This window comes from Vescimonas coprocola (genome assembly GCF_018408575.1).
Lineage (GTDB): Bacteria > Bacillota > Clostridia > Oscillospirales > Oscillospiraceae > Vescimonas > Vescimonas coprocola.
In genome coordinates, this window is sequence record NZ_AP023418.1 from 525,244 (window position 1) to 551,836 (window position 26,593).

The window sequence follows — 26,593 nt, forward strand, 5'->3', positions numbered from 1 at the left end:
GGCATAGTCATGTTGATACCAACCGGAACAGAAAGGTGAAAAATCATATGAAGCATCTCATGAGCGGCAACGAGGCCACGGCCAGAGGCGTGTATGAGGCAGGCATCAAGATATGCTCCGCCTATCCCGGCACCCCCAGTACAGAGATTTTAGAGAACCTGCCCCCCTATCAAAAAGACGTCTACTGCGAGTGGGCGCCCAACGAGAAGGTGGCGGTGGAGGTGGCCTACGGGGCCTCCATTGCCGGGTCCCGCTCCTTCTGCACCATGAAAATGGTGGGCCTGAACGTAGCGGCGGATCCCCTGTTCACCGCCGGCTATATGGGCGTAGGCGGCGGCTTCGTGGTGGTGACGGCGGACGATCCCAGCTGTCACTCCTCCCAGAATGAGCAGGACAACCGCCACTATGCACGGGCGGCCAAGATCGCCATGGTGGAGCCCAGCGACCCGCAGGAGTGCAAGGACTTTGTGGCCTTGGCCTGCCAGCTGTCGGAGGAGTTCGATACCCCGGTGCTGTACCGCACCACCACGCAGGTCTGCCACTCCAAGGGGCTGGTGCAGTGGGGGGAGCGCCGGGAGCATACGGCGCCGCCCTACCGGCGCAACGTCCGCAAGTTCGTCTGCACCCCCGCCCACGCTTACGCCAACCACCCGCTGGTGGAGGAGCGGCTGCGGCGGCTGGAGGAGTACGGCTGCACCCGTGCGCTGGAAAACGGTCTGAACAAGAGGGAGATGGGCGACGGCAAGGTGGGCGTCATCACGGCCTCCGTGGCCTATGAGTACGCCAAGGAGGTGTTCCCGGAGGGGACGTCCTTCCTGAAGCTGGGCCTGACCTTCCCCCTGCCCATGGATCTGATCCGGGACTTTGCCTCCCGTGTGGAAAAGCTCTATGTCATCGAGGAGCTGGAACCCTTTATGGAGGATCAGATCAAGGCCGCCGGCATCCCCTGTGTGGGCAAGGAACTGACGGGCCTTCTGTACGAGCTGAATACCCAGCTGCTGCGGGAGCGGGTGCTGGGAGAGAAAGCAGATTTCCGCAAGACCGATGTGACCCCGGCCAGCCGTCCTCCGGCCCTTTGCCCGGGATGTCCCCACCGTGGCTTCTTCTATACCCTGTCCAAGAACAAAAACTATGTCGTCACCGGCGACATCGGCTGCTATACGCTGGGCAGCGCCGCCCCGCTGAACTGCATGGATTCCGTGGTGTGCATGGGCGCAGGCTTCTCCGCCGGCATGGGTATTGCCAAGAGCTTTGAGCGGGAGGGCGTCACCGATAAGACCATCTTCGGCGTCATGGGCGACTCCACCTTCTTCCACAGCGGCATGACCGGCGCTGCGGAGATCATCTACAACAACGGCCGCATGATCCCCTGCGTGCTGGATAACCGCATCACCGGCATGACCGGCCATCAGGATAACCCCGGCACGGGCTATACCCTGCTGGGGGACGAGGCCCCCATGCTCAGCGTGGAGAAAATTTTCACGGCCATGGGCTTTGCCCCGGTGCTGACGGTGGACCCGCAGGACCTGACGGCTATGAAGGAGACGGTAGACCGGGCCGTGGCGGCGCTGGAGCGGGGCGAGCATCCCGCCATCGTCACCCGGAGGCCCTGCCTGCTCATCAAGCGGGATAGGTTCCAAAAGGGAATGTGCCATGTGGAGCCGGATAAGTGCCGCAGCTGCCGCAGCTGCCTGAAGGTGGGCTGCCCCGCCGTCTCCATGGAGGAGGGCAAGGCGGTCATCGACCGTACCCAGTGCGTGGGCTGCACCGTCTGCGCTCAGGTCTGCCCCTTCGGTGCCATCGTAAAGGAGGAAGTGTGATGTCTGGTGTGAAAAGTGCGCTGCTGGTGGGCGTGGGCGGTCAGGGGGCCATCCTGATCTCCAAGATCATGGCCAACGGCTTCATGCAGGCGGGCTTCGACGTGAAGCAGAGCGAGGTACACGGCATGGCCCAGCGGGGCGGCAGCGTCTCGACGCAGGTGCGCTGGGGCGACAAGGTGTACGGCCCCGTGTTCGGCAAGGGCGAGGCGGACATTCTGGTGGCGCTGGAGAAGATGGAAGCCGTACGCTATGCCGAGTTCTTGAAGCCCGGCGGCGTGGCGGTCATCAACGACTACGCCATCAAGTCCACCACCATTGCCTCCGGGGCGGAGACCTACCCGGAGGGCTGCGTGGAGGCCATGGCAAAGGTGTTCCGCACCATTGCCGTGCCGGCCAGCGACATGGCGCTGGGGCTGGGCAACCCCAAGTGCATGAACGTGGTGCTCTTCGGGGCTATGTGTGACAGTCTGGGCAGCCCCCAGATCGACTGGGAGCAGGTGGTGGCGGACACCGTGCCGGAGAAGGTGCGGGAGCTGAACCTCCGGGCCTTCCGGGCGGGCCGTCAGGCGGCGCAGCAGCGCTGAACAAACGGACCAACCACTCCGGGCAGGCGGCTCTGACCGAAGAAATCTTACCGGATCCGCACGATGGGATCGGTTGCCGAATGGTTTTTGGCAAAGAACTTTCTGGGCAAATAAGCTTTGCGGCAGCGGAATTTTACGCAAAAGATTTTTGGAAAGCAGGGCATCGGCATTTCTGCCGATGCCCTGCTTTTTCATGGCACTGTTTTTGGGTACTTCGGTTTTGCAGCACGGCATTTTGCCGATGCCATTTTTATTTCTATGGTTTTCTGACCGACGCCTACCTTTTTGCTTTTTTGATACTCTATTTCACACATCGCAGCTCTGCCGATCTCGTTTTGTGCCATGGCGGTTTTCAAGGCCCACCGGACATGGGACGCTTTCAAAGGTCGAGGTGGACGTCCGGTGGACATTTTTCCGGACGGATCTGTACGGCTGGACAGAGGGTAAAACGTCCTGTTTGGACACGCCGGACGGTGGGAGAAAGTACCCCTGCCGTAGCCGACGAAGGTGATGGGGGTTGACAAATTTTTCACAACACTATATAATATTTATTGCAACAAAAAGCCACATAATATGGCTTGCAAAACGAAAATAACTAATATTTTATATTACATAACAGGAGAGAGCTATGGATATTTTTCAGAAATGCTATGAGCCGTCTCTGGCGAAGGAATTGAAGGCGGCGGGGGTGTATCCCTATTTCCACGCCCTCCAGTCCCGGCAGGATGTGGAGGTGATGATGGAGGGTCGGCGCCGCATCATGCTGGGTTCCAACAACTATCTGGGTCTGACCACGGCCCCGGATGTGGTGGAGGCGGGCATCCATGCCCTGGAGCAGTACGGCACCGGGTGCAGCGGTTCCCGGTTCCTCAACGGCACCCTCCAGATGCATCTGGAGTTGGAGGAGGAATTGGGGAAGTTTCTGCGTAAGCCCGGCATCGTCACCTTCGGCACAGGGTTCCAGTCCAACGTGGGTATCATCAGCGCACTGGTGGGGCGGCACGACTATGTGATCTGCGACCGGGAGAACCACGCTTCCATCTACGCCGGGTGCCAGATGAGCTACGGCAAGATGCTGCGCTACCGCCACAGCGATATGGCGGATCTGGAGAAGCAGCTGCAGCGGGTGCCGGAGCAGAACGGCGCCCTCATCGTCACCGACGGCGTATTCTCCATGGGCGGCGACATCGCCAAGCTGCCGGAAATTTGTGCGCTGGCCAAGCAGTACGGCGCACGGGTCATGGTGGACGATGCCCACGGACTGGGCGTGCTGGGCGAGGGCGGCCGAGGCACCGCCAGCTACTTCGGGCTGGAGGATCAGGTGGATGTGTACATGGGTACCTTCTCCAAGTCGCTGGCATCGCTGGGCGGCTACATGGCGGCCTCGGAGGAGGTGGCGGAGTATGTGCGCCACGCCTCCCGGCCATTCATCTTCTCGGCGTCCATCCCGCCGGCCAACTGCGCCACGGCACTGGCGGCCCTGCGACATCTGGAGCAGCACCCGGAGCTGGTGGACCGGCTGCGGAGCCTGAGCCTGTACGCCCGGAAGGGCATGACGGACCGGGGAATGAAGATCCGGGAGTCGGCCCTGAACGCCCCCACGCCCATCATCCCCATCTACACCTACGAGACGTATCACACGCTGGAGGTGGCCAAGGAGATCTACGACCGGGGCGTGTACGTCAACCCCACCCTGCCCCCGGCTACGCCGGAGGGAGAGGCCCTGCTGCGGACCAGCTACATGGCCACCCACACGGAGGCCCTGCTGGATGAGGCCATGGACATTATGGCGGAGGTGCTGGTAAAGCATGAGTAAGGTAGCGGTTGTCACCGGAGGAACCTCCGGTATCGGAAAGCAGACGGCTCTGGCGCTGAAGGCGGCGGGCTATACGGTATATGAGCTGAGCCGCCGGGCGCAGGGCGTAGAGGGCCTGCACCATCTGGTGGCGGACATCACCCGTGAGGAGCTGGTGGATGCCGCCATCGGGGAGGTGCTGCGGCAGGAGGGCCACATCGATGTGGTGGTGAACAACGCCGGCTTCGGCATCAGCGGGGCCATCGAGTTCACCAAGACGGAGGATGCCAAGCGGCTTTTTGACGCAGATTTCTTCGGCATGGTCAACGTGAACCGGGCGGTGATCCCCCATATGCGGCAGGCGGGCGCCGGGCGCATCGTGAACCTCAGTTCCGTGGCGGCGGCGGCTCCCATCCCGTTTCAGGCCTACTACTCCGCTGCCAAGGCGGCGGTGAACAGCTACACCATGGCGCTGGCCAACGAGCTGCGGCCCTACGGCGTCACGGTGTGCGCCGTGCAGCCGGGGGATATCCACACGGGCTTCACCGCCGCACGGGAAAAGACCATCGACGGCGACGACGTGTACGGCGGCCGCATCAGCCGCTCCGTGGCCCGGATGGAGCACGACGAGCAGACGGGCATGGATCCGTCCAAGGCGGGGGCCTTCATCGCTAAGGTGGCCATGAAGCGGCGGGTAAAGCCCATTTACACCATCCGCTTTGACTATCAGTTTTTGGCCCTGCTGACCCGCATTTTGCCCTACCGGTTCCTGAACTGGCTCATCGGCGTGATCTACGGGAAGTAAGCAGGCTTTGTATTTCCCTATAAGGAAACGCCCCATCGGCATGGCCGACGGGGCGTTTCAGTGTGTCAAAAAAGCCTCGCAGAGTTTGCCGCCCGCAGGCGGCAAAGAATGGAAATCATTTTCTCTCACGATAGATGCGTGAGAGAAAATACTTCTCAGGCTGCAAGTGTGGAATTTGTGCGCCTATGGCACACAAATTATGCGCACAGCAGACTGCAAGCCTTTTGTCGGAAAAACCCGGAGTTTTTTTCGACAGTCTCAAACGCCCCACCGGCATGGCCGGTGGGGCGTTTTTGCCCGGAGAAGGGGGGATGTGTGGTGCGCTGATCTCCGGGCGGGGGGGCAGACCTCCGTCCGAAGGGCCTCTACGTTTGGGACGGGTCAGCTTTTCAGTGCCAGCGTCTTTTCATAGGCGGCAATGACGGCCTCCATGGCCGCCGAGCGGAAGCCGCCCCGCTCCAGCGCCCGGACCCCGGCGATGGTGGTGCCGCCGGGGGAGCAGACGGCGTCCTTCATAGTGGCGGTGTGCTGGTCGGACTGGAGAGCCAGCTGCGCCGTACCCAGCACCATCTGGGCGGCGTAGCGCCGGGCCTTGTCACGGGGCAGGCCGCAGGTGACGGCGCCGTCGGCCAGCGCCTCCAGAAACAAGCTGACGAAGGCGCCGCCGCAGCCGGCCACGGCGCTGCCGGCGTCGATGAGGTGCTCCTCCAGCGGCTCCAGCCGTCCGGAGGCGGACATCAGGGTCAGAAAGGCGGACAGCTGCTCCTCCGTCACCTCCGGGGAGGGGACGTACAGCGTCAGGCCCGCTCCCACGGCGCAGGCAGTGTTGGGCATGATCCGCAGAATGGGGCAGGAGAGCCCCGCCATCTCCCTCAAGCGCTGGAGAGTCAGGCCGGCGGCCATGGACACCAGCACGAAGCCCTCCTGCCGCCGGGACAGGATGGGCTGCAGCCGGGCCAGCAGGTCCGCCATCATCTGGGGCTTGACCCCCAGAAAGATGTAGTCGCAGGTCTGGGCGATGGTTTCATTGTCGGAGACGGTGGCCCCCAGCTGCTGGGCCAGAGCCTGTGCCTTCTCCGGGGTGCGGTTGGACAGCAGCAGCTCCGCCGGGGCGGGGGACTGGGCGGCGGCATGGGCCAGTGCGCCCCCCATATTGCCGGTGCCGATAAAGCCGACTTTCATAACATGATACCTCCTTGCGGAAATTGCGGGGCCTTTGCCCCGTGATTTTTTACTATCTTACACCACCAGACCCTCCGGCGCAAGAAAAATAAAAATTGTCAATCCGGGGAAGGGTATGGTATAATGAACCGACAAATTTTATGGCTCCCACAGGGAGCGGAAAGGAGCTTATCATGGAATTGAAGGGAAGCAAGACCGAGCGCAATCTGCGGGAGGCCTTTGCCGGGGAGACTCAGGCTCGCAGCAAGTACGACTATTTCGCCTCCGTGGCCAAGAAGGAGGGCTATGAGCAGATCGCAGCCATTTTCCAGGCTACCGCCAACAACGAGAAGGAACACGCCAAGATGTGGTTCAAGGCTCTCAGCGGTATCGGCACCACGGCGGAGAATCTGGCTTCAGCCGCCGCCGGAGAGAACTACGAGTGGACGGATATGTATGACCGCATGGCGCAGGAGGCCGAGGAGGAGGGCTTCACCGTGCTGGCGGAGAAGTTCCGGCAGGTGGGGCGCATCGAGAAGGCCCACGAGGAGCGCTATCGGGCGCTGCTGAACAACGTGGAGATGCAGCGGGTCTTTGAAAAGAGCGAGGAGACCATGTGGGAGTGCCGCAACTGCGGCCATCTGGTCATCGGGAAGAAGGCCCCGGAGGTCTGTCCCGTGTGCGCCCATCCCCAGAGCTATTTCGAGGTGCGGAAAGAGAACTATTGATCCGGCAGGACCGGCGTGGATGCGGCGGGCAGGAGGACGATCCCCCTGCCCGCCTGCGGGTATAGAGAGGAGCGATGCGTATGTACAGTCCGGCAGAGGTGGCACGGCGCTATGTGGAGACGGGAAAGAGCAAGGCGGCGCTGCCGGTGGGGAGGATGCTGCTGCTGGGGATGTTGGCAGGGGCCTTCATCGCTCTGGCGGGGGGATCGGCCACCTTTGCGGTGAGCTATGGAGGCAGGCTGGCCGGGGCGGCGGTGTTCCCGGCGGGGCTTGCCATGGTGCTGCTGGCGGGGAGCGAGCTGTTTACCGGCAACTGCCTGCTGGTGATCCCGCTGCTGGAGCGGCAGCTGACGTGGGGGCGGATGCTCCGCAGCTGGGGCGTCGTGTATCTGGCCAACGTGCTGGGTGCCGGGCTGGTGGCGGCCCTTACCGTGGCGGCAGGCACCTTCGACGGGGTATACGAGTCCGTGGTGGCCACGGCGGCGGCCAAGGCGGGCCTGCCGTTCCTGACGGCGCTGCTGCGGGGCGTGCTGTGCAACTTTCTGGTGTGCATCGCCGTGTGGATGAGCCTTGCGGCCCAGTCGGTGCCGGGGAAGCTGGCGGCTATGTATCTGCCCATCTTCACCTTTGTGCTGTGCGGGTTTGAGCACAGCGTGGCCAATATGTTCTATCTGCCGGCGGGGATTCTGGCGGCGGGAAGGTACGGCGTAGCGGCGGAGGGCCTGAGCTGGGCCTCCATGTGGATGGGAAATCTGCTGCCGGTGACGCTGGGGAACATTTTGGGCGGCTGTCTGGTGGGCGTGGTCTACTGGGCGGTGTATCTGCGAAGGGGGCGGCGAGCATGAGCATTTTGGAGGACATCCGGGCCTTCGTTCCCGGCTGCGAGCAGGAGGAGCGGGACCGGGAGGCCATACTGGAATTTCTGGCGGTTCATGAGGACGCCTTCCTGCGGACGAATCTCACGGCGCACATGACCGCCTCGGCATGGGTGCTGAGCCGGGACCGGCGGCGGGTGGTGATGGTGTACCACAATCTGTACCGCTCGTGGTCGTGGACCGGCGGTCACGCCGACGGCGGCCGTGATCTGCTGGCGGTGGCCATGCGGGAGGTGACGGAGGAGACGGGGCTGCAGCGCCTGACGCCGGTGGTGGAGGGGATCTTCTCACTGGAGTGCCTGACGGTGGACGGCCATGAGAAGCGGGGGCAGTATGTCCCCAGCCACATCCACATGAACGTGACGTACCTGTTGGCGGCGGAGGACGATGCCCTCCGGGAAAAGCCCGACGAGAACAGCGGCGTGGCGTGGTTCACGCCGGAGGAGGCGCTGGCGGCCTCCACGGAGCCGTGGATGGTACAGCGGGTCTATCGGAAGCTGGCAGACCGTGCGGCGGCGTACATGAAAACCTGAGAGAAGCACCCTCCGGCGATAGCCGGGTGTACGTAAGACAGTATTGCGCCGAGATCGACGAAGCGGCACGAAACCGCATGAAGCTGATCGTGCGGTCACTGGCAGAGCAAAGTGGTGTGACCAAGCAACTGAAAGCCGAAAACCAAATGGAATGGGTGCGGCAGATGAACGCTTGCAAGGCACAGGCAGAGGAAGTTGTGAAAACAGAATTGATATACGATTGAGCGAGGAAGTCCGGGCAGAAAACTGTCCGGACTTTTCTCATACAGTCCAAAGTTGCGGTAGAATTGTTCACAAGTTTTATGGTATAATTTGAATACAAAATTGAGAAACAAATCGGAATTTATAAAGGAGAATATTGATGAAACTATTTTTATGTTCGCACTTTTCAAGTGTAGGAAGTCTGATAAAGGAAGAAATTGAAAATAAGAAAGTCGCATTTATTCCAACAGCTTCACTGCGTGAAGGCTACACCGGTTATGTCGGCTCGGCTCGAAAATTATTCAAAAAGTTGAGAGCAATCGTAACTGAAATTGATATTTCAACGGAGGCTTATTCAACGATACAGTCTGTTTTTGAAGAAGCAGATGTGATATATTTTACCGGCGGAAATTCTTTCTTTCTTATGGACCAGCTCCGTAAAACGGGAACTGATGGACTGCTGAAAAAGGAATTGGCAAATGGAAAATTGATGATCGGTGAGTCGGCAGGCGCAATTATATGCGCTCCAAGCATCCAATATATCGAGCAAATGGATGAAAAGCCGGAGGACTACTCACAAGAAGATGATGCAGGGATTGATTTGATTGATTTCTATGTTCTTCCGCATTATCTTGCAGCACCATTTAAGAAAGTTACTGAGAAAATAATGACTGAGTTTTCGGATTTGAATCTACGCCCCATTAACAACAAACAGGCAATTATAGTTGATGGCAGCGAGTCAAAGGTGATTTGCAAAGACTAATTTGAAAATTCCAGTTTGTCGAGAAGTTAAGCCGGAGCAAATCCCTTTAGGGACGAAAGGGCGCACTTCTATACTCTCCTATCGGGAGTATGTGCGTCCTGGGTCGCTTCATTCCCGGTCAGCAGAAGAAAACTGCCCGACCGAACATGTTTCGTCACGACCTTCCGTCAAGGTGGCTACACCCCCTTGCGCTGCTAAAGCGGCTATCCCCTGTGGACTTGCTGGCGGCAAACGGTTTTGACAAACCGTTTGCCGCCAGCAAGTTTGAAGATCAGACATAAACAAATCCTCCGCATGGTCTAAGCCATACGGAGGATCAACTGTTTTACGGACACCCGTCTATGCCGGAGGGTGCTTTTGCTATCCCTTTTGATGGCGGGTGAGCCAGTCTTTGCCGTCCACGAAGCGAGACACCAGAAACGAGACCACATAGTCCCCGGAGGAGTTGATCATGGTGGCGGGCGGGTCCACCAGATTGCCGACGGCCACCAGAATGGGGAAGGCCATCTCCATCTGCCGGGGGAAGAAGAGGGAGCAGATGATGTACTCCCCGATGTAGCCGCCGCCGGGGACGCCGGACATCCCCACGGAGGACAGCACCGCCACCGCCACGATGGGCAGCAGCTTTCCCCATGTGAGCTCCTGCCCGAATGCGCCCCAGACAAAGGCGATCTTCAGCACGCAGCTGAAGCACGAGCCGTCCATGTGCATGGTGGCCCCCAGAGGAATGACCATCTCCGCCACGTCACGGCTGATGCCGGTGTCCTCCGCCGCCTCCAGATTGGCGGGGATGGTGGCCACCGATGAGCAGGTCCCCAGAGACGTCAGGGCCGGGCGGGCGATGTGCCGCAGCATGATGCCAACGCCGCCCCGTCCGCCGCCCAGCCGGGCCATCAGGGGAAAGGCGGTGAAGAGGTACACGAAGCACAGGGGGTAATACACCGCCATGGCCCGGCCGTAGGCCCCGGCGATCTTGGGGCCATAGTCCGCCACCAGCCCGGCGAAGATGGCGAAAAAGGCCACCGGGGCATAGTAGGTCAGCAGGCGGATCAGCTGCATCATTACCTGCGTGACGGCGGTCAGGCCACGGGCCACCGGGCCGTCGGGGCCGCCGGCGAGATTGGCAGCGAAGCCCAGCAGCACGGAAAAAACAATGAGGGGCAGCATGGCCCGGCGGCTCAGCAGGCCCACGAAATCCTCGGCGGTGAAGAAATTTACCAGCAGCTGACCGGGGGCGGCATAGTCCCCTACGGCCTCGGTGGGCAGCGACTGCCACGGGGTCAGCACCGGGGGAAATGCCTTCATCAACAGGAACATCAGCACGGCGGCGAGGATGCCCGTCACCACGAAGGTCAGTACCGTGACGCCCATGATGCGCCCGGCCCGGCGGACGCTCCGCATCCCGGCGATGGCTCCGGCGATGGAGGAAAACACCAGCGGCACCACCACGCAGAACATGAGGTTGATGAAAATTTGCCCCAGCGGGCGGACGGTCCCGGCGGCGGCAGGCCACAGCCAGCCGGTGACGCCGCCGGTGAGCATGGCCGCCAGCATGGCCCCCAAAAGTCCGTAATTTTTCAGCACGGCTCGTTTTTCCATAGCACTCCTCCTGTCTGCCAGCCCATGGGGGCGTGGCCCTATGGGGGAGTGTATGCGGGGGAGAGCCTGCCCCATGCGTCAGTCTGCCAGATACTCCAGATAGTCGCTCTCCGTGGCGAACAGCTGATAGCTGCCGCCCACCAGTCCCATATATCCTCCGCTGACGAAATAACCCTTCATATCCGTGGCCTCCTTGCTTGATCTTGAGGCTATTATAAAAGAGAAACTATCCAATAAAACGGACAGTCAGGCTTTTCGTATGAGAAAAAGTGTGGTACACTGGAGAAAAAAGGAGGGCGGGAGACATGGCCAAGAGCGGGAATCAGAAGGGGAAGCTCCTCTATCTGGCGGAGATCTTTCACCGGGAGACGGACGAGGCGCACGGACTGACACTGGCGGAGCTGACGGAGCGTCTGGCGGCTTACGGCGTGCAGGCGGAGCGCAAGACCCTGTACGCCGACATGGAGGAGCTGCGGCGCTGCGGACTGGACATCGACAGCTGGAAGGAGGGGCGGGAGTACCGCTACCGGCTGGCGTCACGGGAGTTTGAACTGCCGGAGCTGAAGCTGCTGGTGGATGCGGTGCAGGCCTCCCGGTTCATCACGGAGAGCAAATCCCGCAGTCTTATTAAAAAGCTGGAGTCGCTGGTCAGCGTCCGCGACGCCCGGCAGCTTCAGCGGCAGGTGCTCATCGCCGGGCGGGTCAAGACCATGAACGAGAGTATCTACTATAACATCGATAAGCTCCATACTGCCATCGGGGAGGGGAAGCAGATCCGCTTCCAGTACTTTCAGTGGACGGTGGAGAAGAAGGAAGCGCTGCGCCGGGACGGCGGGTGGTACTGCGTCAGCCCATGGCATCTGCGGTGGGACGACGAGAACTACTACCTCATTGCCTATGACGCCGAGGCGGACCGGGTGAAGCACTATCGGGTGGACAAGATGAAGCGCATCACCCTGTTGGAGGCGCCCCGGTTGGGGCAGGAGAAGATGGCCCGGTCCGACCTGGCCGTGTACACACAGCAACTGTTCGGAATGTACGGCGGTCAGCCGGTGCGGGTGACGCTGGAGGGGGAGAACGAGATGGTGGGCGTGCTCATCGACCGGTTCGGCAAGGAGGTGCCGGTGCTGCCGGTGGACGGGACGCACTTTCAGGCCTTCGTGGATGTGGCGGTGAGTCCCCAGTTCCTGGGCTGGGTGGCGGGCCTTGGCGGCGGCCTGCGGATCGTTTCACCGGAGCCGGTGGTGCAGAAGATGCAGGCGCTGGTGCAGCGTCTGGCGGAGCAGTACTGTGCGCCGGATGGGGACAAGACATCTGTATGACGGTTTTCTGACAAAAACAAGTGGAAATTCGCTAAAAAGCAGCTCTCGATGTATCGAAGGGCTGCTTTTATGCAGTATATACAGAAAAAAGCGGCGGCGTGCCAATTTGATTGACGGGAGTGACAGCGAAATACACAAAATATATTACGCAAAATGTACGTATAGCAATATTGACAATACGTTAAGAACTTGTTACACTCAAGCTAACGGACGGAAAGGTCCGCCGGCAGAGGGCGGACAGGCATCCTGACGGTGGCAGTTGGCGGAAGGAGGCGCACAAGCCCACTGACGAAGGGCCGGACCGTTTGAAAAGCGTAGGACACAAGCAGAGACTCAAGACCCGAAGTAACACAATATGAGAAGAATGAGGAGGCAACTATGCAACACAGAAGACCCCGCCTGATGGTGAAGATCCTCGCGTTTGTTCTGGCAGTTTCCCTCGTATTCCCTGTGTCTGCCTTCGCCAGCGTAGCTGATCTGGCGGATGACACCCGTGCTCCAGGCAAATCTCTGGCAAATACCTACCCCAACCTGCCGGTAGACTGGCAGGTATCTCTGGCTGAGGACACCAAGGACGTCACCGTAAAGGTTCCCGTATCCCTGACCGCTGACGAGCTGACCGCCGCCATCGAGGCACAGTCCATCAGCTTCTCTCTGGTACGTGACGGCGAGCGTCAGTACCTGAACCCCGAGAAGTTCCCCAACCCCTGGGAGGGCGGCACGCTGGATCAGTGGGTCACCCAGAACACCCAGAAGACCGTCCAGATGTTTGACATCAAGGAGATGGTCGTCGAGACCGACAACGACGGTAAGGTGTATCTGAAGGTCCTGATGGACATCAACTGCTACTTCTACAATGCCCGTGTCAATGACGGTGTCGGAGATGTGGACTACAGCGCTCCCCACAACAACGGCGGTGCGTATCTGGACGTCTGCGGCTACTTCAACTTCAACGCCATCGTGGCGGAGAAGACCGTGGGCAGCGTGGCTACGAAGGTCGTTCCCTATGACACCTTCCGCACCATCTATGAGCTGTACGACGATGTGGATGCTCTGGCCAACGCCGAGACCGATCTGTACGTCTCCCGTGAGTCCATGGGCCGTTCCACCACCGACGGCTACGACATCCCCTACGTGATCATTGCCGACCAGAAGGCGTCCGTGGACCGCTGGCTGGAGTACACCGAACTGGTGGAGCAGGACCCCGATCTGGTCTTGGCTCAGCTGAAGGAAGGCAAGTGGGATGACCTGCGTGTCCCCATGTTCGCCTCCAACGTCCACTCCAACGAGAATGCCGCCGTCAACGGTATTCTGGAGTTCGGCCATATGCTGCTGGAGAACGAGACCGTTGACGTCAAGACCCTGACGGGCTTCACGGAGGCCGGTAAGGCGCTTCTGGCCGAGGAAATGGCAAGAAACAATGCCAAGACTCCCGACCTCATCAAGGATTACGCCTCCTATCTGGGCTACATCCGCGGCGAGAACGGCTACAACCACTGGACCACCAGCGGTTCCTCCAAGGGCCTGTACTCCGGCCAGCTGGATCTGGAGAAGTACTACAACGTTGAGAGCGAAACCGTGAATATTAAGGAACTGCTGACCGACGTGTTCGTCGTCATCGTTCCTGAGCAGAACGTGGAGGGTTATGAGCACATGACCCGTACCACCGGTCAGGGCTATGACCCCAACCGTGACGAGGCCAACCAGACCCTGTTCGAGGATGCCAACGCTATGGCTCTGGTGAACAAGTTCAATCCCATGGTCTTTACCGAGATCCATGGCCGTGTGGACGCCGTCCTCATTGAGCCCTGCACGCCTCCCCACGAGCCCAACTACGAGTATGACCTGATCGCTGAGCAGTTCATTAAGCTGGGCGAGGCCGTCGGTGTCGGCGCCATCGCCAACAACCCCGATCACAACAGCTTCGAGATGCCTTTCCGGGATTTCCTGAGAGGCAACGAGACCTCCCCTACCGGCAAGGAGTGGACCCAGCCTTGGGATGATATGACCACTGCCTACGGTTCTCAGTATCCCGTGCTGATCGGCACCGCCGGCATCACTTGGGAGCTGCCCGTGTACAGCGATATCAGCGCCGAGTACATGGTTCCCTACGGCCTGATGACCCAGGCTATGTTCATCCGTGACAACAAGATCTCCATGCTGGAGAATCAGGCCAAGCTGTTCTCCCGTGGCGTGAACAACACCAACTCCAACGCCGATGTGGCTCCCTGGTACGTGAACCAGTACGACGAGACCGGCGCTCAGGCTGAGCTGATGCGTCCCGTGTACGACGGCGAGGGCCAGAACGGCAACTTCTATCCCGAGTGCTACATCATCCCTCTGGATCGTGACAACCAGAAGAACCTCTTCGACGCCGCTGCGGAGCTGAAGTATCTGACCCGCAACGATGTCAAGGTCAACGTGGCCACCGAGTCCTTCGTCTATGACGGCGTGACCTATCCCGAGGGCACCACGGTCATCTCCATGTATCAGGCCAAGCGTTCTCTGGCTAACAGCCAGCTGTACGACGGCACCTTCATCAGCGTGTGGTCCGGCCTGTACTCCGAGAGCTTTGCCCAGCGCAGCCATGCCCGTGGCTATGACCGTATCATCGTGGCTGAGCCCGCCGCCTATGAGACCATCATGCAGTCCTGCCAGGCTACCATCGACTATGAGGGCACTCTGGCCGCTCTGGCTGAGTGCACCGCCGACTTCGACGGCGTTGAGAATGCCGATGTCATCATCGACAACGTCTCCAACGATTCCGCCAATGCCGTCAACGCTCTGCTGAACGCCGGCAAGACCGTGGCCATGATCACCGAGGGCGAGGAGAAGGGCAACTTCCTGTGCTCCTATGAGGACTTCCTGACCATCGCCGATGAGTATGTCGTGACCGCCACCGGCGTGTACGGCGCCAACTACAAGGCCGCCGTCATCGACAACCCCACCGTGTATCTGCCCGGTAAGCCCGCCAACAACACCAGCGGCTACGTGGAGACCACTCTGCGCTCCGGCTCTTACAACTATCGTTTCGACTGGCTGGCTCTGACCAATATGGGCTTCACCGTCACCGACGACCTCTCCGCTGCCAACGTCATCGTGGGTTCCCGTGCTCTGAATGATGAGGCTCTGGGCGCTGTCAAGGCCGGTACTCCCTACATGGGCTATACCTCCACCGCCGTTAGCAGGGTCGGGGAGCTGGTGGATCTGGAGCTCTCCTCCTGCGAGATGGGTACCGACTTCCTGGGCCGCGTGGTGTATCCCAACAACACTCTCATCAACGCCACCTACATCAACGAGGGTGACGACGTGATGTACGAGTATGGTACCTATTGGTTCTCCGAGATTCCCGACGGCGCTACCGTTCTGGTGCAGAACGCCGGGAAGGATCCCCTGCAGGGCTGCATCTGCCTGACCGACGACGGTCTGGTGAAGCAGTTCGAGACCTACAACAACGGTGTGGTGGGCTTCGAGTATCAGTCCGGCAACATGGACATCGCTCTGTTTGCCAATGTACTGAACCACAAGATCCATCAGACGGATGAATTCACCTTCATCAGCAACTTCATCTTCTCTCGCAGCCTGAGCGCCGTCGCTTACGAGGGTGTTCAGCAGCCTGAGAATCCTGAGCCCGGCAACCCCGACCCCAAGCCCGATCCTAAGCCCGGTGATTCCGGTACCACCGATCCCAAGCCCACTACGCCTCCCGAAACCGGCGACACCAGCAATGTGATGCTGTGGGTGGCTGTGGCCGTTATCAGCTGCGGTATGATCCCCGCCGCTGTGGTGGTCCTGAAGCGTAAGGCTCGCTGAAGCACTCGCTGTGAGAGGTCTGCGTGACCGTCACATGAGAGGATAAGCACCAACTGCAAAAGCGTGCCCGCCGCAGGCTTCGGCCTGCGGCGGGCATTTTTCTGGGCAAATGGTGCTTTTATCGGGATGCGTTCCCGGAGGTGCAGTATCGATGGAGGTACAGTACTTCCCGGAGGTGTGGCGTTCCCCACGGGGGAAGTGACAGGAAGATATTGCGGAGAAACAGCGCCCCGGCCATGCGGCCGGGGCGCTGTTTGTGGGGGTAAGATGCCTGCACCATTTGCAAGGTTTGCGCTGTTTGCGGGGCTTGCGCTGTTTGTGGGGCGGGCATGGGCTGGGGCAGCGGGGGGATCAGCGGCCGGACATGGCCCTCAGCTCCTGCACCTTTTGCCGGATGGCCGCCAGTGCCTGCTGGGGGTCGGCGGCATTGGCGGTGGCCTCCTCCATGGGGCAGAGGCCCGTGCCGGTTCGATTCAGGATGGACTCCGCCACCTCATCGCAGGTATAGGGAACACCGTATTGGGTGAGGATGGCCGTGGCCCGGCGGCTCATCACCGGGGCATAGACCATCGCCGGGTGCAGCAGGGTATAGAGCCATGCGGCTCCGGCACCTACCACCCGATCGGCCACGCTCCAGCCGGAAAGGCCCTCCTCCAGCCAGCTAAGAAGGGGCGCTACCCCCCGAAGCTGGGTGGTGCGGACCTCCTCGTCCCGGCACAGGGCGCAGGTGCAGTCAATGGTTGTCAGGGCCTCCTTGGCCCGTTCCAGATCAGTCATGGTGCAGAACCTCCATTGCTATAATTCGTGAAATCAGATGCGGAGACGGAAGGTGCGGGGAGCCAACCGGTAAACCAGCAGCAGGGACACAGCGTAGTATTTGTCCTGGTGGGAGGAGATCACGTCGTTGTTGGAGAGCCCCCCCGATGAGGGTCAGGAAAACCAGAAGGTGGAAGAAGCTGCCCGTAGGGAGGGTCAGGTGCAGCTTGTGACCGGCCAGCGTCAGGGGCAGCAGGAACATCAGACCGAAGTACAGCTTCAGATCGTTTACCAGAAGCTTCATGGTTCCCTCTCATGTGAGAGTGCATATATGGATGCTATCACACGCATGAGGCACCTGTCAAGGAAAGGCCTTGCCGGGGGCGGTGAGGTTTGCTATAATAAGACGAAAAGCAGCAGGGAGGGGGGAGAGGATGCGGACCTTAGCCACCATAGCGCTGTCCTTTGCGGCGGGCGTTTTTGCCGCCGTGCTGCTGGGCGTGGGCGTCTGGCAGCTGTGGGCGGCAGGGGCCTGCCTGCTGGTGGGACTGGTGCTGCTGGGGCTGAAGCGGACGATGCCCGCCCGGCTGCGACTGCGGGGGATGCTGATCCTCTTTGCCCTGTGCGGGGCGCTGGTGTACACGGCGCTGTTTCAGGCACTGGTACAGGCTCCGGTGACAGCCCGCTGCGGGCAGATGGGGGAGTTCTCCGGCACGGTGCTCTCCCGCCCGGTGGAGACGGAGTGGGGCGTCCGTGTCACCATCCGCCTCTCCGGCTCGGCGGCCAAGGCGGAGGTCTACGCCGATGCGGAATATGCCGGTTTAGAGCCGGGGCAGCAGATCTCCGGCATGGCCCAATGGCAGGACGCCGCCCGCATCCGGGAAAACGATGTGACGGCCTTCGCCTCACGGGGCGTGTTCGCTCTGCTGTATGCCCGTGGACCGCTGACGGCGGAGGAGGGCAGCGCCGGAAGCATCCGGTGGCTGCCCCAGCGGGCGGTATATGCCCTGCGGGAGAAGATCGCCGCCATATGGCCCGACGGCGACACGGCGGCCTTCGTCACGGCGGAGCTGACCGGCGATCGCAGCGGTATGACGGAGGAGGACGCTGCCGTCATGACGCAGGCGGGGGTGGCCCATCTGTTCGCCGTATCGGGGCTGCACTGCGCCTTTCTGGTGTCCCTGCTGGGGCTGCTGCTCCCCGTCCGGCGGCGGGCGCTGGGGGCGGGGCTCTCTATGGCGGTGCTGCTGTTTTATATGGTGATGGTGGGTCTGACACCCTCGGTGGTCCGGGCCTGCATCATGCAGATATTCCTGCTGGCGGCTCCGCTGCTGCGCCGGGAGAGCGACGGGCTTACCAGCCTGTCGGCGGCGCTGCTGGTGATCCTGCTGGCCGATCCCTTCGCTGCAGCGGGGGTGAGCCTGCAGCTGAGCTTTGCCGCCACGCTGGGGCTGGTGTGCTTCTCCCAAAGGCTGAGCGGCTTTTTCAAGGGGCTGTACCGGGGGAAGAAGCGGCCGGTGCGGGCGGTGGTGTCCTTCGTGGCCGCCAATCTCTCCGCTTCGCTGGCGGCCATGGTGTTCACCATCCCGCTGACGGCCTGTTACTTCAACACATTTTCCCTCATAGCGCCGCTGAGCAACCTGCTCATCGTTCCGGCGGCGGGATGGAGCTTCATGCTGGCCTTCGTGGCGACGCTGGCGGGCTTTCTCTGGCTTCCGGCGGCACGGGTGCTGGGTTGGGGCGTGTGGGCGCTGGTGCGGTATGTCCTGTGGATGGCATCGGCTCTGACCCGTCTGCCGGGCCATGCGCTGTATTTTTCCAACCGTTATCTCAAATACTGGCTGGTGTACGCCTACGCCCTCTTCACCGCCTGCGCCATCACCGGGGAGCGGCGGCGGAAATACGCCGTGGCGGCAGCGCTGGCGGCCATGACCCTGCTGCTGACGGTGGGACTCAATGTCCGGCTCAGCCGCTGCGGAGAGATGAACGCCATGGCGGTGAATGTGGGGCAGGGACAGTGTACCCTGCTGTATGCCGGGGATCAGGCGGTGGTGGTGGACTGCGGCTCCAGCAACAGCTATGTGGATGCCGGGAGCCGTGCAGCGGATCAGCTGGAGAGCATGGGCATCCACAGGCTGCGGGCCGTGGCGGTGACCCACTATCACGCCGACCACACCAACGGCCTGTATCAGCTGCTGGCCCGGTTGGAGGTGCAGACCCTGTATCTGCCGGATATCGAGGACGAATACGGTGTGAGGGAGCGGCTGCTGCGGCTGGCGGAGAAGAACGGCATCGAGGTGGTGTATGTCCGCCGGACGGTGGAGTGTCCGCTGGGCGGGGCGGTGCTGAGCCTCTATCCCCCGGTGGGGGAGGGCGACCTCAATGAGCAGGGGCTGACGGCCCTGTGCAGCGCCGGGGATTTTGACGTGCTCATCACCGGCGACATGGCGGGCAGCACGGAGCGCAAGCTGGTGGGGCAGTACGATCTGCCGGATATCGAGGTGCTGATGGTGGGCCACCACGGCTCCCGATACAGCTCCTCGCAGGAGCTTTTGCAGGTCGTGCGGCCGGAGACGGCCATCATCAGCGTGGGCGACAACAGCTACGGCCACCCCACGCAGGAGGCCATGGACCGGCTGAGCCAGGCGGGAGCGGAGATCTACCGCACCGACCGGCAGGGAAATATTTTAGTGACCGTACACGGAGGAGACTGACCATGCCCCCTAAGGCTGAAAAAAAGAACAACGGCTTCGATCGCCTGCGGGCGGATCTGAAGGCACAGACCCCACAGAACGTATACCTGTTCTACGGAGAGGAGACGTATCTGCGGAGCTACTATCTGGAGGAGCTGCACAGGCTCCTGATCCCGGCGGGCTTCGAGGAGTTCAACTACCACCGGCTCTCCGGCAAGGGACTGACAGTGCAGGAGCTGGCAGAGGTGACGGAGGCCATGCCCATGATGGCCCAGCACACCATGGTGGTGGTGACGGATCTGGACATCTTCCGGCTGGATGAGCAGCAGCGCACGGCGCTGATGGCCCTGCTGGCGGACTTTCCGGAGTACTGCACGCTGGTGCTGGTATACGATCTGCTGCCCTATAAGCGGGACGGCAAGATGAAAAAGCTATGCGCTGCGCTGGACAAGTCCGTGTGCGAGGTGGAGTTCCGCCAGCAGGAGCGGGCGCAGCTGCTGCGATGGGTGAAGCGCCGCTTTGCCGCCGCCGGACACGACATCGACGACGCCACGGCGGATCATCTGCTGTTCACCTGCGGCTCCCTGATGACGGAGCTGGTGCCGGAGATCGGGAAGATCGCCGCCTATGCCAAGAGCCGGGCGGTGACGGTGGAGGATATCAACGCCGTGGCGGATCCCGTGCTGGACGCACGGGTCTTTGACATGACCAACAGCATCACCGCCGGGAAGTACGATCAGGCGGCGCAGGTGCTGGGGGAGCTGCTGCGGATGCAGACGGAGCCCATCGTCATACTGGCGGCGGTGGGCAAGGAGCTGAGGCGGCTGTATACGGCCCGGATGGCGCTGGATGCCGGGAAGGACCGGTTCTGGCTCAAGCAGCTGTGGAGCATGAGCTCCGATTATCCCGCCAAGCTGTTGATGCAGGCGGCAGGAAAGGTGGATCACGAATGGTGTCAAACGGCGGTCATCCGATGCCAGAGGCTGGATCGGCGGATGAAAAGCGAGAAGAATATGGACAGCGAGGCGGAGCTGAAGCTGTTCCTCATGGAACTGGCCGGCAGCCGGTGAAGCCCCGTGTGCGGCAGGTCATCGTGGTGGAGGGGCGGTACGATAAGAATGCTCTTTCGCAGGTGGTGGACGCCGTTATCGTGGAGACGGGAGGCTTTTCCGTGTTCCACGACCGGGAGAAGCTGGCCTATCTCCGCCGTCTGGCGGCGGCCCGCGGCGTCATCCTTATGACGGACCCGGACGGGGCGGGCTTTGTGATCCGCAATCACCTGAAGGGTGTTCTGCCGCCGGAGCAGATCTTGCAGGCCTATGTGCCGGACGTGTACGGCAAGGAGCGCCGCAAACGCAAGGGCGGTAAGGAGGGCAAGCTGGGCGTGGAGGGGATGCCCCCCGCCGTGCTGCTGGAAGCCCTGCGCCGCTGCGGCGCCACATGGGAGGGAGAGGAGGCCCCGGCGGCCCCCTTGCGGCTTACCAAGGCGGATCTGTTGGAAAAGGGACTGATCGGCCCCGACTCCGCCGCCCGGCGGCAGGCGCTGTGCAGGAAACTGAGTCTGCCGGAGCGCATGACCCCCAACGCCCTTTTGCAGGCGCTGAACACGCTGCTGACGGAGGAGGAGTGGGCGGCGCTGTAAAGCAGGCGGCTCCGCAGAGACGGACGAAAGCTCTCCTGCTTCAGGCAGGAGGGCTTTTTTAGTATCCGGATAGGATTTTCTGCAAGTATTCGTACTACGGCCGGTATCAGGGAGAGAAATTTGTTGTCCCGGGCACGATATCATAGACCAGAAGCTCCTACCCCTTCAACTGAGTGGGAGCGGCAGCGGGTCTGTTGCTGAGTCAATTCCCGTTACGACCTATAATAAACGAAGCTCTTGAGAGGAAAGAAAGTTTTGAAACCATCGGTTTCAAACGACTCTTTTGCCCACTTTTCCAGCTGCTGGGAAAAGTGGGCCGCCGGAGGCACAAAGGGAAAAGCTATCGGAAAAAGCATGCCGTCGGTACGCAAAAACCATCCAAAACAAAGGAGTGCTGCACAGCCGCAGCACTCCTTTGCTTTACTCATGATAGCTGGGTTCCTTGCCCTGATAGATGTCCTGCATCTCCCGGTCGATCTCGCTGATGGCCTCGCTGCATAGCCGCAGCCGTGCGGCGTCGGAATCGGAGAAATTGCGGTCGGATTTATACCGCAGCTCATGCTCCAGACTGGCCCACATATCCATGGCAATGGTACGCAGCTGGATCTCCACCGGCAGATGCAGCGTCCCCTCGGAGATGACGATGGGTACGTCGATGATGAGGTGCAGACTGCGATAGCCGGATTCCTTGGGCTGCTGGATGTAGTCCACCTCCCGCAGCACCTTGAAGGATTCGGACCGGGTCAGCAGGCTGCGGAGATAGTAGATGTCATCCAGATAGTTGCAGATGACCCGGATACCGGCTACGTCCTGTATGTAGGCATAGATATTGTCGATGGTGACGTCGTAGCCCCGGCGGCGCAGCTTATCGCTGATGCTCTCCAGCGTCTTGATGCGATACTCGATGTGGTGAATGGGAGAATGGTCGTACAGACTGGCGAACTCCTCGTCCAGGATCTCCATCTGGGTCACGGCCACTTTCAGGGCACTGCGGTACAGGTGATTCACCCGTACCATGCCCTGAGCCAGCTCCCGCTGCTCCGGCGTGGCGCCGGAGGGAATGGGGATATCCTTGAGACGGATGCTGCCGCTCTTTTCGATCATCATGGGACAGAAGCCTCCTTATGATACGTTCCGTTAATAAAGTTTATTTTAGCACATAGGTGTGAAAAAATTATGAACGAAGGGGAAAACGTTGTATAAATTTCACAGAAAGAATCCCTGTGGACGGCCAACCCGTGGCCCATGCAGCAGCGTCCCCAAAAACCTCCCCCATGCAGCGGACTGCATGGGGGAGGTGCAGAAAAATTCAAATCACTTCTTCCGGGCGTAGGGGGTATTCTCCAGCGGCAGGGTCAGGCGGCGCTGACCGTCCAGCCGGAAGTAGGCGTCAGCAATGGCGGGAGCCGTGGGAATGGAGGTGATCTCTCCGATGCCGATGGCCCCTCCGGCCACCTTCAGGCCGGGCTTCTCCACCACGATGGCCTGAATTTCCGGCGGGATCTGGTTGGCACGGAACAGACCCAGCATACCGTATTTGGCGGTAGGCTTGCAGTTTGCGTCGATGGGATACTGCTCCGTGAGAGCGTAGCCCAGACTCATGACCACACCACCCTCGATCTGTCCCTCACAGCTGAGGGGGTTCACGGCCTTACCCACATCGTGGGCGGCCACCATCTTCTTGACACGGCCCGTCTCCCGGTCCAGAATACACATCTGCGTGGCATAGCCGTAGGCCACATGGCTGACGGGGTTGGGTACATCGGCCCCCAGGGGGTCCGTTTTGGCCAGATACTCGCCGTAGAACTCCTGCCCCACCAGATCATGGAGGGTCTTGCCCGCCAGCGCCGCCGACAGCTTTTCGCAGGCCCGCCGGGTGGCCTCACCGGTGACCAGCGTCTGGCGGGAGCCGGAGGTGTCGCCGGAGTCCGGGGCGATCCATGTGTTGCTGCGCTCATAAACGATGTTGTCCCGGTGCAGCCCCGTATTGGTGACCACCACCTGCACCAGCACGGTACCCAGCCCCTGCCCGATACAGGAGGCGCCGGAGTAGATATGCACCTTCTCGTCCGCCTCCACGATCAGCTTGCAGCGGCCCCAGTCGGGAATACCTACGCCCACACCGGCATTCTTCATGGCGCAGGCGATGCCCACCGGATCGCCGTTTTTGACGGCCTCGTCATAGGCGGGCTTGATAGCCTCCAGCGTCTCCACAAGGCCGGTGGAATCGTCCACGATCTGGCCGTTGGGCAGCACACCGCCGGGGCGGATGGCGTTGCGGTAGCGGATCTCCCACGGGCTGATGCCCACCAGATCAGCCATCTCGTTGAGCAGCGTCTCCGTGCAGAAGCAGGTCTGGGTGACACCGAAGCCCCGGAAGGCCCCGGCAGGGGGGTTGTTGGTATAGTAGGCGCGGCCCTCGATCTCGAAATTCTCATAGGCGTAGGGGCCGGCGGCGTGGGTGCAGGCCCGCTCCAGCACCGGCCCGCCCAGAGAGGCGAAGGCACCGGTATCGGATACCACGCTGGCCTTGACGCCCTGAATGATGCCGTTTTCGTCGCAGCCCATGGTGAAGTCCATGTCAAAGCTGTGGCGCTTGGGGTGAATGAGGATGGATTCCTGCCGGGTGAGCTTCACCTTCACCGGCACACGGGCCACATAGGCCAGCAGCGCCGCATGGTGCTGCACGGACATATCCTCCTTGCCGCCGAAGCCGCCGCCCACCAGCATATTCTGTACCTGACAGTGCTCATAGTCCACTCCCAGCATGGAGGCGCACTCGTGCATAGTGGTGTGGGAGCTCTGGTCGGTGGTCAACAGCTTCACGCCGCCGTTTTCCAGCGGCAGCGCCACGCAGCACTCCGGCTCCAGAAAGGCGTGCTCCGTCCACGGGGTGTGGAAATGCTGCGTAAGGACGTATTTGGAATGGCGGATGGCCTCCTCGGCGTTACCACGGGAGACGTGCTTGTACGCCTGCACATTGCTCTCGTCCTCCTCAAAGACCAGCGGCGCATCCGGCGCAGCGGCCTCCTCCGGGTTGTGGACGGCGGGGAGGACCTCGTACTCCACCTTCACCAGCTTCTTGGCCTCCTCCAGCGTATCCCGGTCACGGGCACACACCAAGGCCACGGCGTCCCCCAGATAGTGGGTGATCTCGCCGATGCCGATCATGGTGGGCTGATCCTTTTTCAGGTGGCCCACATTCACCTTGCCGGGGATGTCCTTCTGGGTCAGAACGCACACCACACCGGGCAGTGCCTCCGCCTCGCTGGTATCGATGGACAGCACACGGGCACGGGCATACTGGCTGCGGACGGCACTGCCGTAGCACATCCCGTCCACGTACACGTCGTCGGGGTACTGGCCGTAGCCCAGCACCTTCTCCGCCACGTCCAGCCGGTGGACCCGGCTGCCCATCTGCCAGTCAACGGCGGCAGGCTGCGGCAGCTTCCCCTCCCGGAAAATTTTACCCGCCAGCAGGATGCCGTCGATGATCTTCACATATCCGGTGCAGCGGCAGATGTTGTTGCGGATGGCGAAGGCCGCCTCCTCACGGGTGGGATCGGGGTTGACATCCAGCAGCGCCTTGGCGGAGATGACCATGCCGGGGATGCAGAAGCCGCACTGCACGGCCCCCGCCTCACCAAAGGCAAAGACGTAGACCTGCTTCTCCCAGTCGGACAGCCCCTCCACGGTGACGATGGTTTTCCCCTCCAGCTTCTCCGTCTGGGGGACGCAGGCCTTGGTGGGCTTGCCGTCAATGAGGACATGGCAGGTGCCGCAGGCACCCTCGCTGCATCCGTCCTTCACAGAGGTCAGGTGCAGGGTATCCCGCAGATAGCGGATGAGTTTTTGATTTTTCTCCACGGTGACGGGGTGACCGTTGACGATAAAGCTGGCCATGACGTGTCTCCTTCTGCGAAATTACGCTGATTTTATCGGAATTGCACATGATATCCGGAGATATTATACTATATTTTTGTTGCCTACGCAAGCTGGGACAGGGAAAAGCCTGATTCTATTTGGAGAATAACCCTTTCCCTTCCAAGAGCGGCAGGAGAGGGGCATACACACAAAACACCGCCCCATCCCGGCTTTGCCGGATGGGGCGGTGTTTTCTTACAGCTCCAGCTCGTAGTAGCCCGCCACGTCCATGCTCTGGGTCAGAGCCTCCAGCTGCGGCCGCAGGGACAGCTCTGCCCGCCATGCAAGGCCGCAGTCGGCGGTGATGGTGCGGGGAACGGGGATCAACCGGCCCGCAAGGCCCGCCTCCTGACACCGCTGCTCCATGGCCATGGCCTCGGAGGTGGTGTGGAAGGTGATAAGAAGCCAACGCTTTTTTTCGATCATTCTGCAACGCTCCTGACTGCCGCAATGGCGGCCTGTGTTTCCTCCTCCGTGTTGAACCAGCCGAAGCTGAACCGCACGGCCCCCTGTGCCATCGTACCCAACGCCCGGTGCAGCCGGGGGGCGCAGTGTGCGCCGGGCCTTGTGGCGATGGAGAACTGCTCCGCCAGCACGTCACTGACCTGAGAGGAGTCATAGTCCCGGATATTCAAAGACACCACCGGCGCCCGGTCCCATGTGGTGAAGTCGCCGTATACGGTGACGCCGGGGATGGCGGACACCCCCTCGTAAAACTGCCGGGCCAGCGCCTGCTCGTGGCTGCGGATGGCCTCCAGCCCCGTCTCCTCCAGATAGTCCAGCGCCGCCGACAGCCCGGCGATGCCGTGGCCGTTGAGGGTGCCGGCCTCCAGCCGGGTGGGGTACTGGGGCGGCTGCTGAGGCAGATACGTCTGCACACCGGTACCGCCCACCTTGAAGGGGCGGATGTCCACCCCCGGAGCGATGCACAGTCCGCCGGTACCTTGCGGCCCCAGCAGGCTTTTGTGACCGGTGAAACACACCACGTCGATGCCCATGGCCTCCATGTCAATGTCGAACACTCCCGCCGTCTGGGAGGCGTCCACCACCAGCAGCAGGCCGTGCTCCTTGGCAAAGCGCCCGATGGCCCGGATATCCAGCAGATTCCCCGTCAGGTTGGAGCCGTGGGTGCAGACGATGCCCCGTGTGTTGGGCCGCAGCAGGCGGCGGAAATCGTCGTAGTCGATGCAGCCCCGCCGATCCGCCGGCAGGAAGTCCACCTCCACCCCCTCCAATCGGTACAGGGGCCGCAGCACGGAGTTGTGCTCGCAGTCGGTGGACAGCACATGGTCACCGGGGGCGAACAGCCCGTCGATGGCGATGTTCAGGGCCTCGGTGGAGTTGCAGGTGAACACCACCCGCTCCGCAGCGGAGCAGCCCAGCAGCCTGGCCAGCTGCTCACGGGTGCGATAGATGACCCGTGAGGCGTCCAGCGCCTCCTGATGGGCGCTGCGCCCGGAGTTGCCCATGGTGGCCATAGCCCGCACCACCGCCTCCGCCACACAGGGGGGCTTTTTTAGGGTGGTGGCGGCATTATCCAGATAGATCACAGCAGGAACCGCCTTTCTGTCCCCGAAGG

Annotated in this window: 22 protein-coding genes and 1 pseudogene; 14 read left to right on the plus strand and 9 right to left on the minus strand. The window is 61.3% G+C overall.

The features are described from left to right. Positions 1–47: 47 nt before the first annotated feature. The 4 genes from iorA to KJS28_RS02670 all read left to right on the plus strand — a co-directional run bounded on the left by iorA (position 48) and on the right by KJS28_RS02670 (position 5,004). Positions 48–1,820: an indolepyruvate ferredoxin oxidoreductase subunit alpha gene (gene iorA / locus KJS28_RS02655; protein ID WP_213541616.1), complete on the plus strand. Its 1,773-nt coding sequence runs from the start codon at positions 48–50 to the stop codon at positions 1,818–1,820. Next, positions 1,820–2,404, plus strand: coding sequence for an indolepyruvate oxidoreductase subunit beta (locus tag KJS28_RS02660; protein ID WP_213541617.1), 585 nt, complete (start codon positions 1,820–1,822; stop codon positions 2,402–2,404). The genes iorA and KJS28_RS02660 overlap by 1 nt, the downstream gene beginning before the upstream one ends. A gap of 628 nt (positions 2,405–3,032) precedes the next feature. Continuing rightward, entirely contained in the window at positions 3,033–4,220 is a 1,188-nt protein-coding gene (locus KJS28_RS02665; protein WP_213541618.1) for an aminotransferase class I/II-fold pyridoxal phosphate-dependent enzyme, read from the plus strand. Further along, positions 4,213–5,004, plus strand: coding sequence for an SDR family oxidoreductase (locus tag KJS28_RS02670; protein ID WP_213541619.1), 792 nt, complete (start codon positions 4,213–4,215; stop codon positions 5,002–5,004). The genes KJS28_RS02665 and KJS28_RS02670 overlap by 8 nt, the downstream gene beginning before the upstream one ends. 381 nt (positions 5,005–5,385) lie before the next feature. Here KJS28_RS02670 and proC read toward each other — a convergent pair whose 3' ends face one another. Beyond that, positions 5,386–6,186, minus strand: a complete 801-nt coding sequence (gene proC, locus KJS28_RS02675) for a pyrroline-5-carboxylate reductase (protein WP_213541620.1) — start codon at positions 6,184–6,186, stop codon at positions 5,386–5,388. A gap of 173 nt (positions 6,187–6,359) precedes the next feature. On the opposite strand from proC, the gene rbr reads away from it, so the two are divergent. The 5 genes and pseudogenes from rbr to KJS28_RS02700 all read left to right on the plus strand — a co-directional run bounded on the left by rbr (position 6,360) and on the right by KJS28_RS02700 (position 9,265). Beyond that, on the plus strand, positions 6,360–6,893 hold the full coding sequence (rbr, locus tag KJS28_RS02680) for a rubrerythrin (RefSeq protein WP_213541621.1): 534 nt from the start codon (positions 6,360–6,362) through the stop codon (positions 6,891–6,893). Positions 6,894–6,973: 80 nt separating this feature from the next. Beyond that, positions 6,974–7,738, plus strand: a complete 765-nt coding sequence (locus KJS28_RS02685; RefSeq protein WP_213541622.1) for a formate/nitrite transporter family protein — start codon at positions 6,974–6,976, stop codon at positions 7,736–7,738. Continuing rightward, positions 7,735–8,301 carry an NUDIX hydrolase gene (locus KJS28_RS02690; RefSeq protein ID WP_213541623.1) on the plus strand — a complete coding sequence of 189 codons (567 nt, stop codon included), beginning with the start codon at positions 7,735–7,737 and terminating at the stop codon, positions 8,299–8,301. The genes KJS28_RS02685 and KJS28_RS02690 overlap by 4 nt, the downstream gene beginning before the upstream one ends. Positions 8,302–8,339: 38 nt before the next feature. Continuing rightward, a pseudogene (locus KJS28_RS12420) lies at positions 8,340–8,525 on the plus strand (TnpV protein); the annotation flags it as partial. Between the two features lie 137 nt (positions 8,526–8,662). After that, a complete protein-coding gene (locus tag KJS28_RS02700; protein WP_213541625.1) occupies positions 8,663–9,265 on the plus strand; it encodes a Type 1 glutamine amidotransferase-like domain-containing protein in 603 nt (200 codons plus the stop codon). Positions 9,266–9,625: 360 nt separating this feature from the next. Here the strand turns inward: KJS28_RS02700 and KJS28_RS02705 are convergent, their stop codons facing one another. After that, positions 9,626–10,864: a dicarboxylate/amino acid:cation symporter gene (locus KJS28_RS02705; RefSeq protein WP_213541626.1), complete on the minus strand. Its 1,239-nt coding sequence runs from the start codon at positions 10,862–10,864 to the stop codon at positions 9,626–9,628. A 305-nt stretch (positions 10,865–11,169) separates the two neighbouring features. Here KJS28_RS02705 and KJS28_RS02710 point away from each other — a divergent pair, with 305 nt between their 5' ends. Continuing rightward, entirely contained in the window at positions 11,170–12,186 is a 1,017-nt protein-coding gene (locus tag KJS28_RS02710) for a helix-turn-helix transcriptional regulator (RefSeq protein WP_213541627.1), read from the plus strand. 378 nt (positions 12,187–12,564) lie between these two features. Further along, positions 12,565–15,999: a M14 family metallopeptidase gene (locus tag KJS28_RS02715; protein WP_213541628.1), complete on the plus strand. Its 3,435-nt coding sequence runs from the start codon at positions 12,565–12,567 to the stop codon at positions 15,997–15,999. A 351-nt stretch (positions 16,000–16,350) separates the two neighbouring features. Here KJS28_RS02715 and KJS28_RS02720 read toward each other — a convergent pair whose 3' ends face one another. Together KJS28_RS02720 and KJS28_RS02725 are read right to left on the minus strand one after the other, a co-directional pair. Further along, complete coding sequence (locus KJS28_RS02720; RefSeq protein WP_213541629.1) at positions 16,351–16,776, minus strand: DUF1893 domain-containing protein; 426 nt, start codon at positions 16,774–16,776, stop codon at positions 16,351–16,353. Further along, positions 16,769–17,059 carry a hypothetical protein gene (locus KJS28_RS02725; protein ID WP_213541630.1) on the minus strand — a complete coding sequence of 97 codons (291 nt, stop codon included), beginning with the start codon at positions 17,057–17,059 and terminating at the stop codon, positions 16,769–16,771. The genes KJS28_RS02720 and KJS28_RS02725 overlap by 8 nt, the downstream gene beginning before the upstream one ends. A gap of 130 nt (positions 17,060–17,189) precedes the next feature. Here KJS28_RS02725 and KJS28_RS02730 point away from each other — a divergent pair, with 130 nt between their 5' ends. Genes KJS28_RS02730 through KJS28_RS02740 form a run of 3 tightly spaced genes read left to right on the plus strand, consistent with a single transcriptional unit; the run spans position 17,190 to position 21,090 of the window. Further along, entirely contained in the window at positions 17,190–19,469 is a 2,280-nt protein-coding gene (locus tag KJS28_RS02730; protein WP_213541631.1) for a DNA internalization-related competence protein ComEC/Rec2, read from the plus strand. A gap of 2 nt (positions 19,470–19,471) precedes the next feature. After that, on the plus strand, positions 19,472–20,518 hold the full coding sequence (gene holA / locus KJS28_RS02735; protein ID WP_213541632.1) for a DNA polymerase III subunit delta: 1,047 nt from the start codon (positions 19,472–19,474) through the stop codon (positions 20,516–20,518). An 8-nt stretch (positions 20,519–20,526) separates the two neighbouring features. Next, positions 20,527–21,090 (plus strand): ribonuclease M5, encoded by a 564-nt coding sequence (locus KJS28_RS02740; RefSeq protein ID WP_228298425.1) that lies wholly within the window; start codon positions 20,527–20,529, stop codon positions 21,088–21,090. 212 nt (positions 21,091–21,302) lie between these two features. Here the strand turns inward: KJS28_RS02740 and KJS28_RS02745 are convergent, their stop codons facing one another. The 5 genes from KJS28_RS02745 to KJS28_RS02765 form a co-directional block, all read right to left on the minus strand. Further along, positions 21,303–21,518, minus strand: a complete 216-nt coding sequence (locus KJS28_RS02745; protein WP_213541634.1) for a hypothetical protein — start codon at positions 21,516–21,518, stop codon at positions 21,303–21,305. Beyond that, positions 21,511–22,197, minus strand: a complete 687-nt coding sequence (locus tag KJS28_RS02750) for a GTP pyrophosphokinase (RefSeq protein ID WP_021858335.1) — start codon at positions 22,195–22,197, stop codon at positions 21,511–21,513. The genes KJS28_RS02745 and KJS28_RS02750 overlap by 8 nt, the downstream gene beginning before the upstream one ends. Positions 22,198–22,404: 207 nt before the next feature. Beyond that, complete coding sequence (gene xdh / locus KJS28_RS02755; RefSeq protein WP_213541635.1) at positions 22,405–24,993, minus strand: selenium-dependent xanthine dehydrogenase; 2,589 nt, start codon at positions 24,991–24,993, stop codon at positions 22,405–22,407. A 216-nt stretch (positions 24,994–25,209) separates the two neighbouring features. Further along, the gene (locus KJS28_RS02760; protein WP_021858333.1) at positions 25,210–25,440 is read right to left on the minus strand and encodes a putative Se/S carrier protein; all 231 of its coding nucleotides are present in this window, start codon (positions 25,438–25,440) and stop codon (positions 25,210–25,212) included. Further along, the gene (locus KJS28_RS02765; protein WP_213541636.1) at positions 25,437–26,564 is read right to left on the minus strand and encodes an aminotransferase class V-fold PLP-dependent enzyme; all 1,128 of its coding nucleotides are present in this window, start codon (positions 26,562–26,564) and stop codon (positions 25,437–25,439) included. Before KJS28_RS02765 ends, KJS28_RS02760 begins: the two co-directional genes overlap by 4 nt. Positions 26,565–26,593 lie beyond the last annotated feature (29 nt).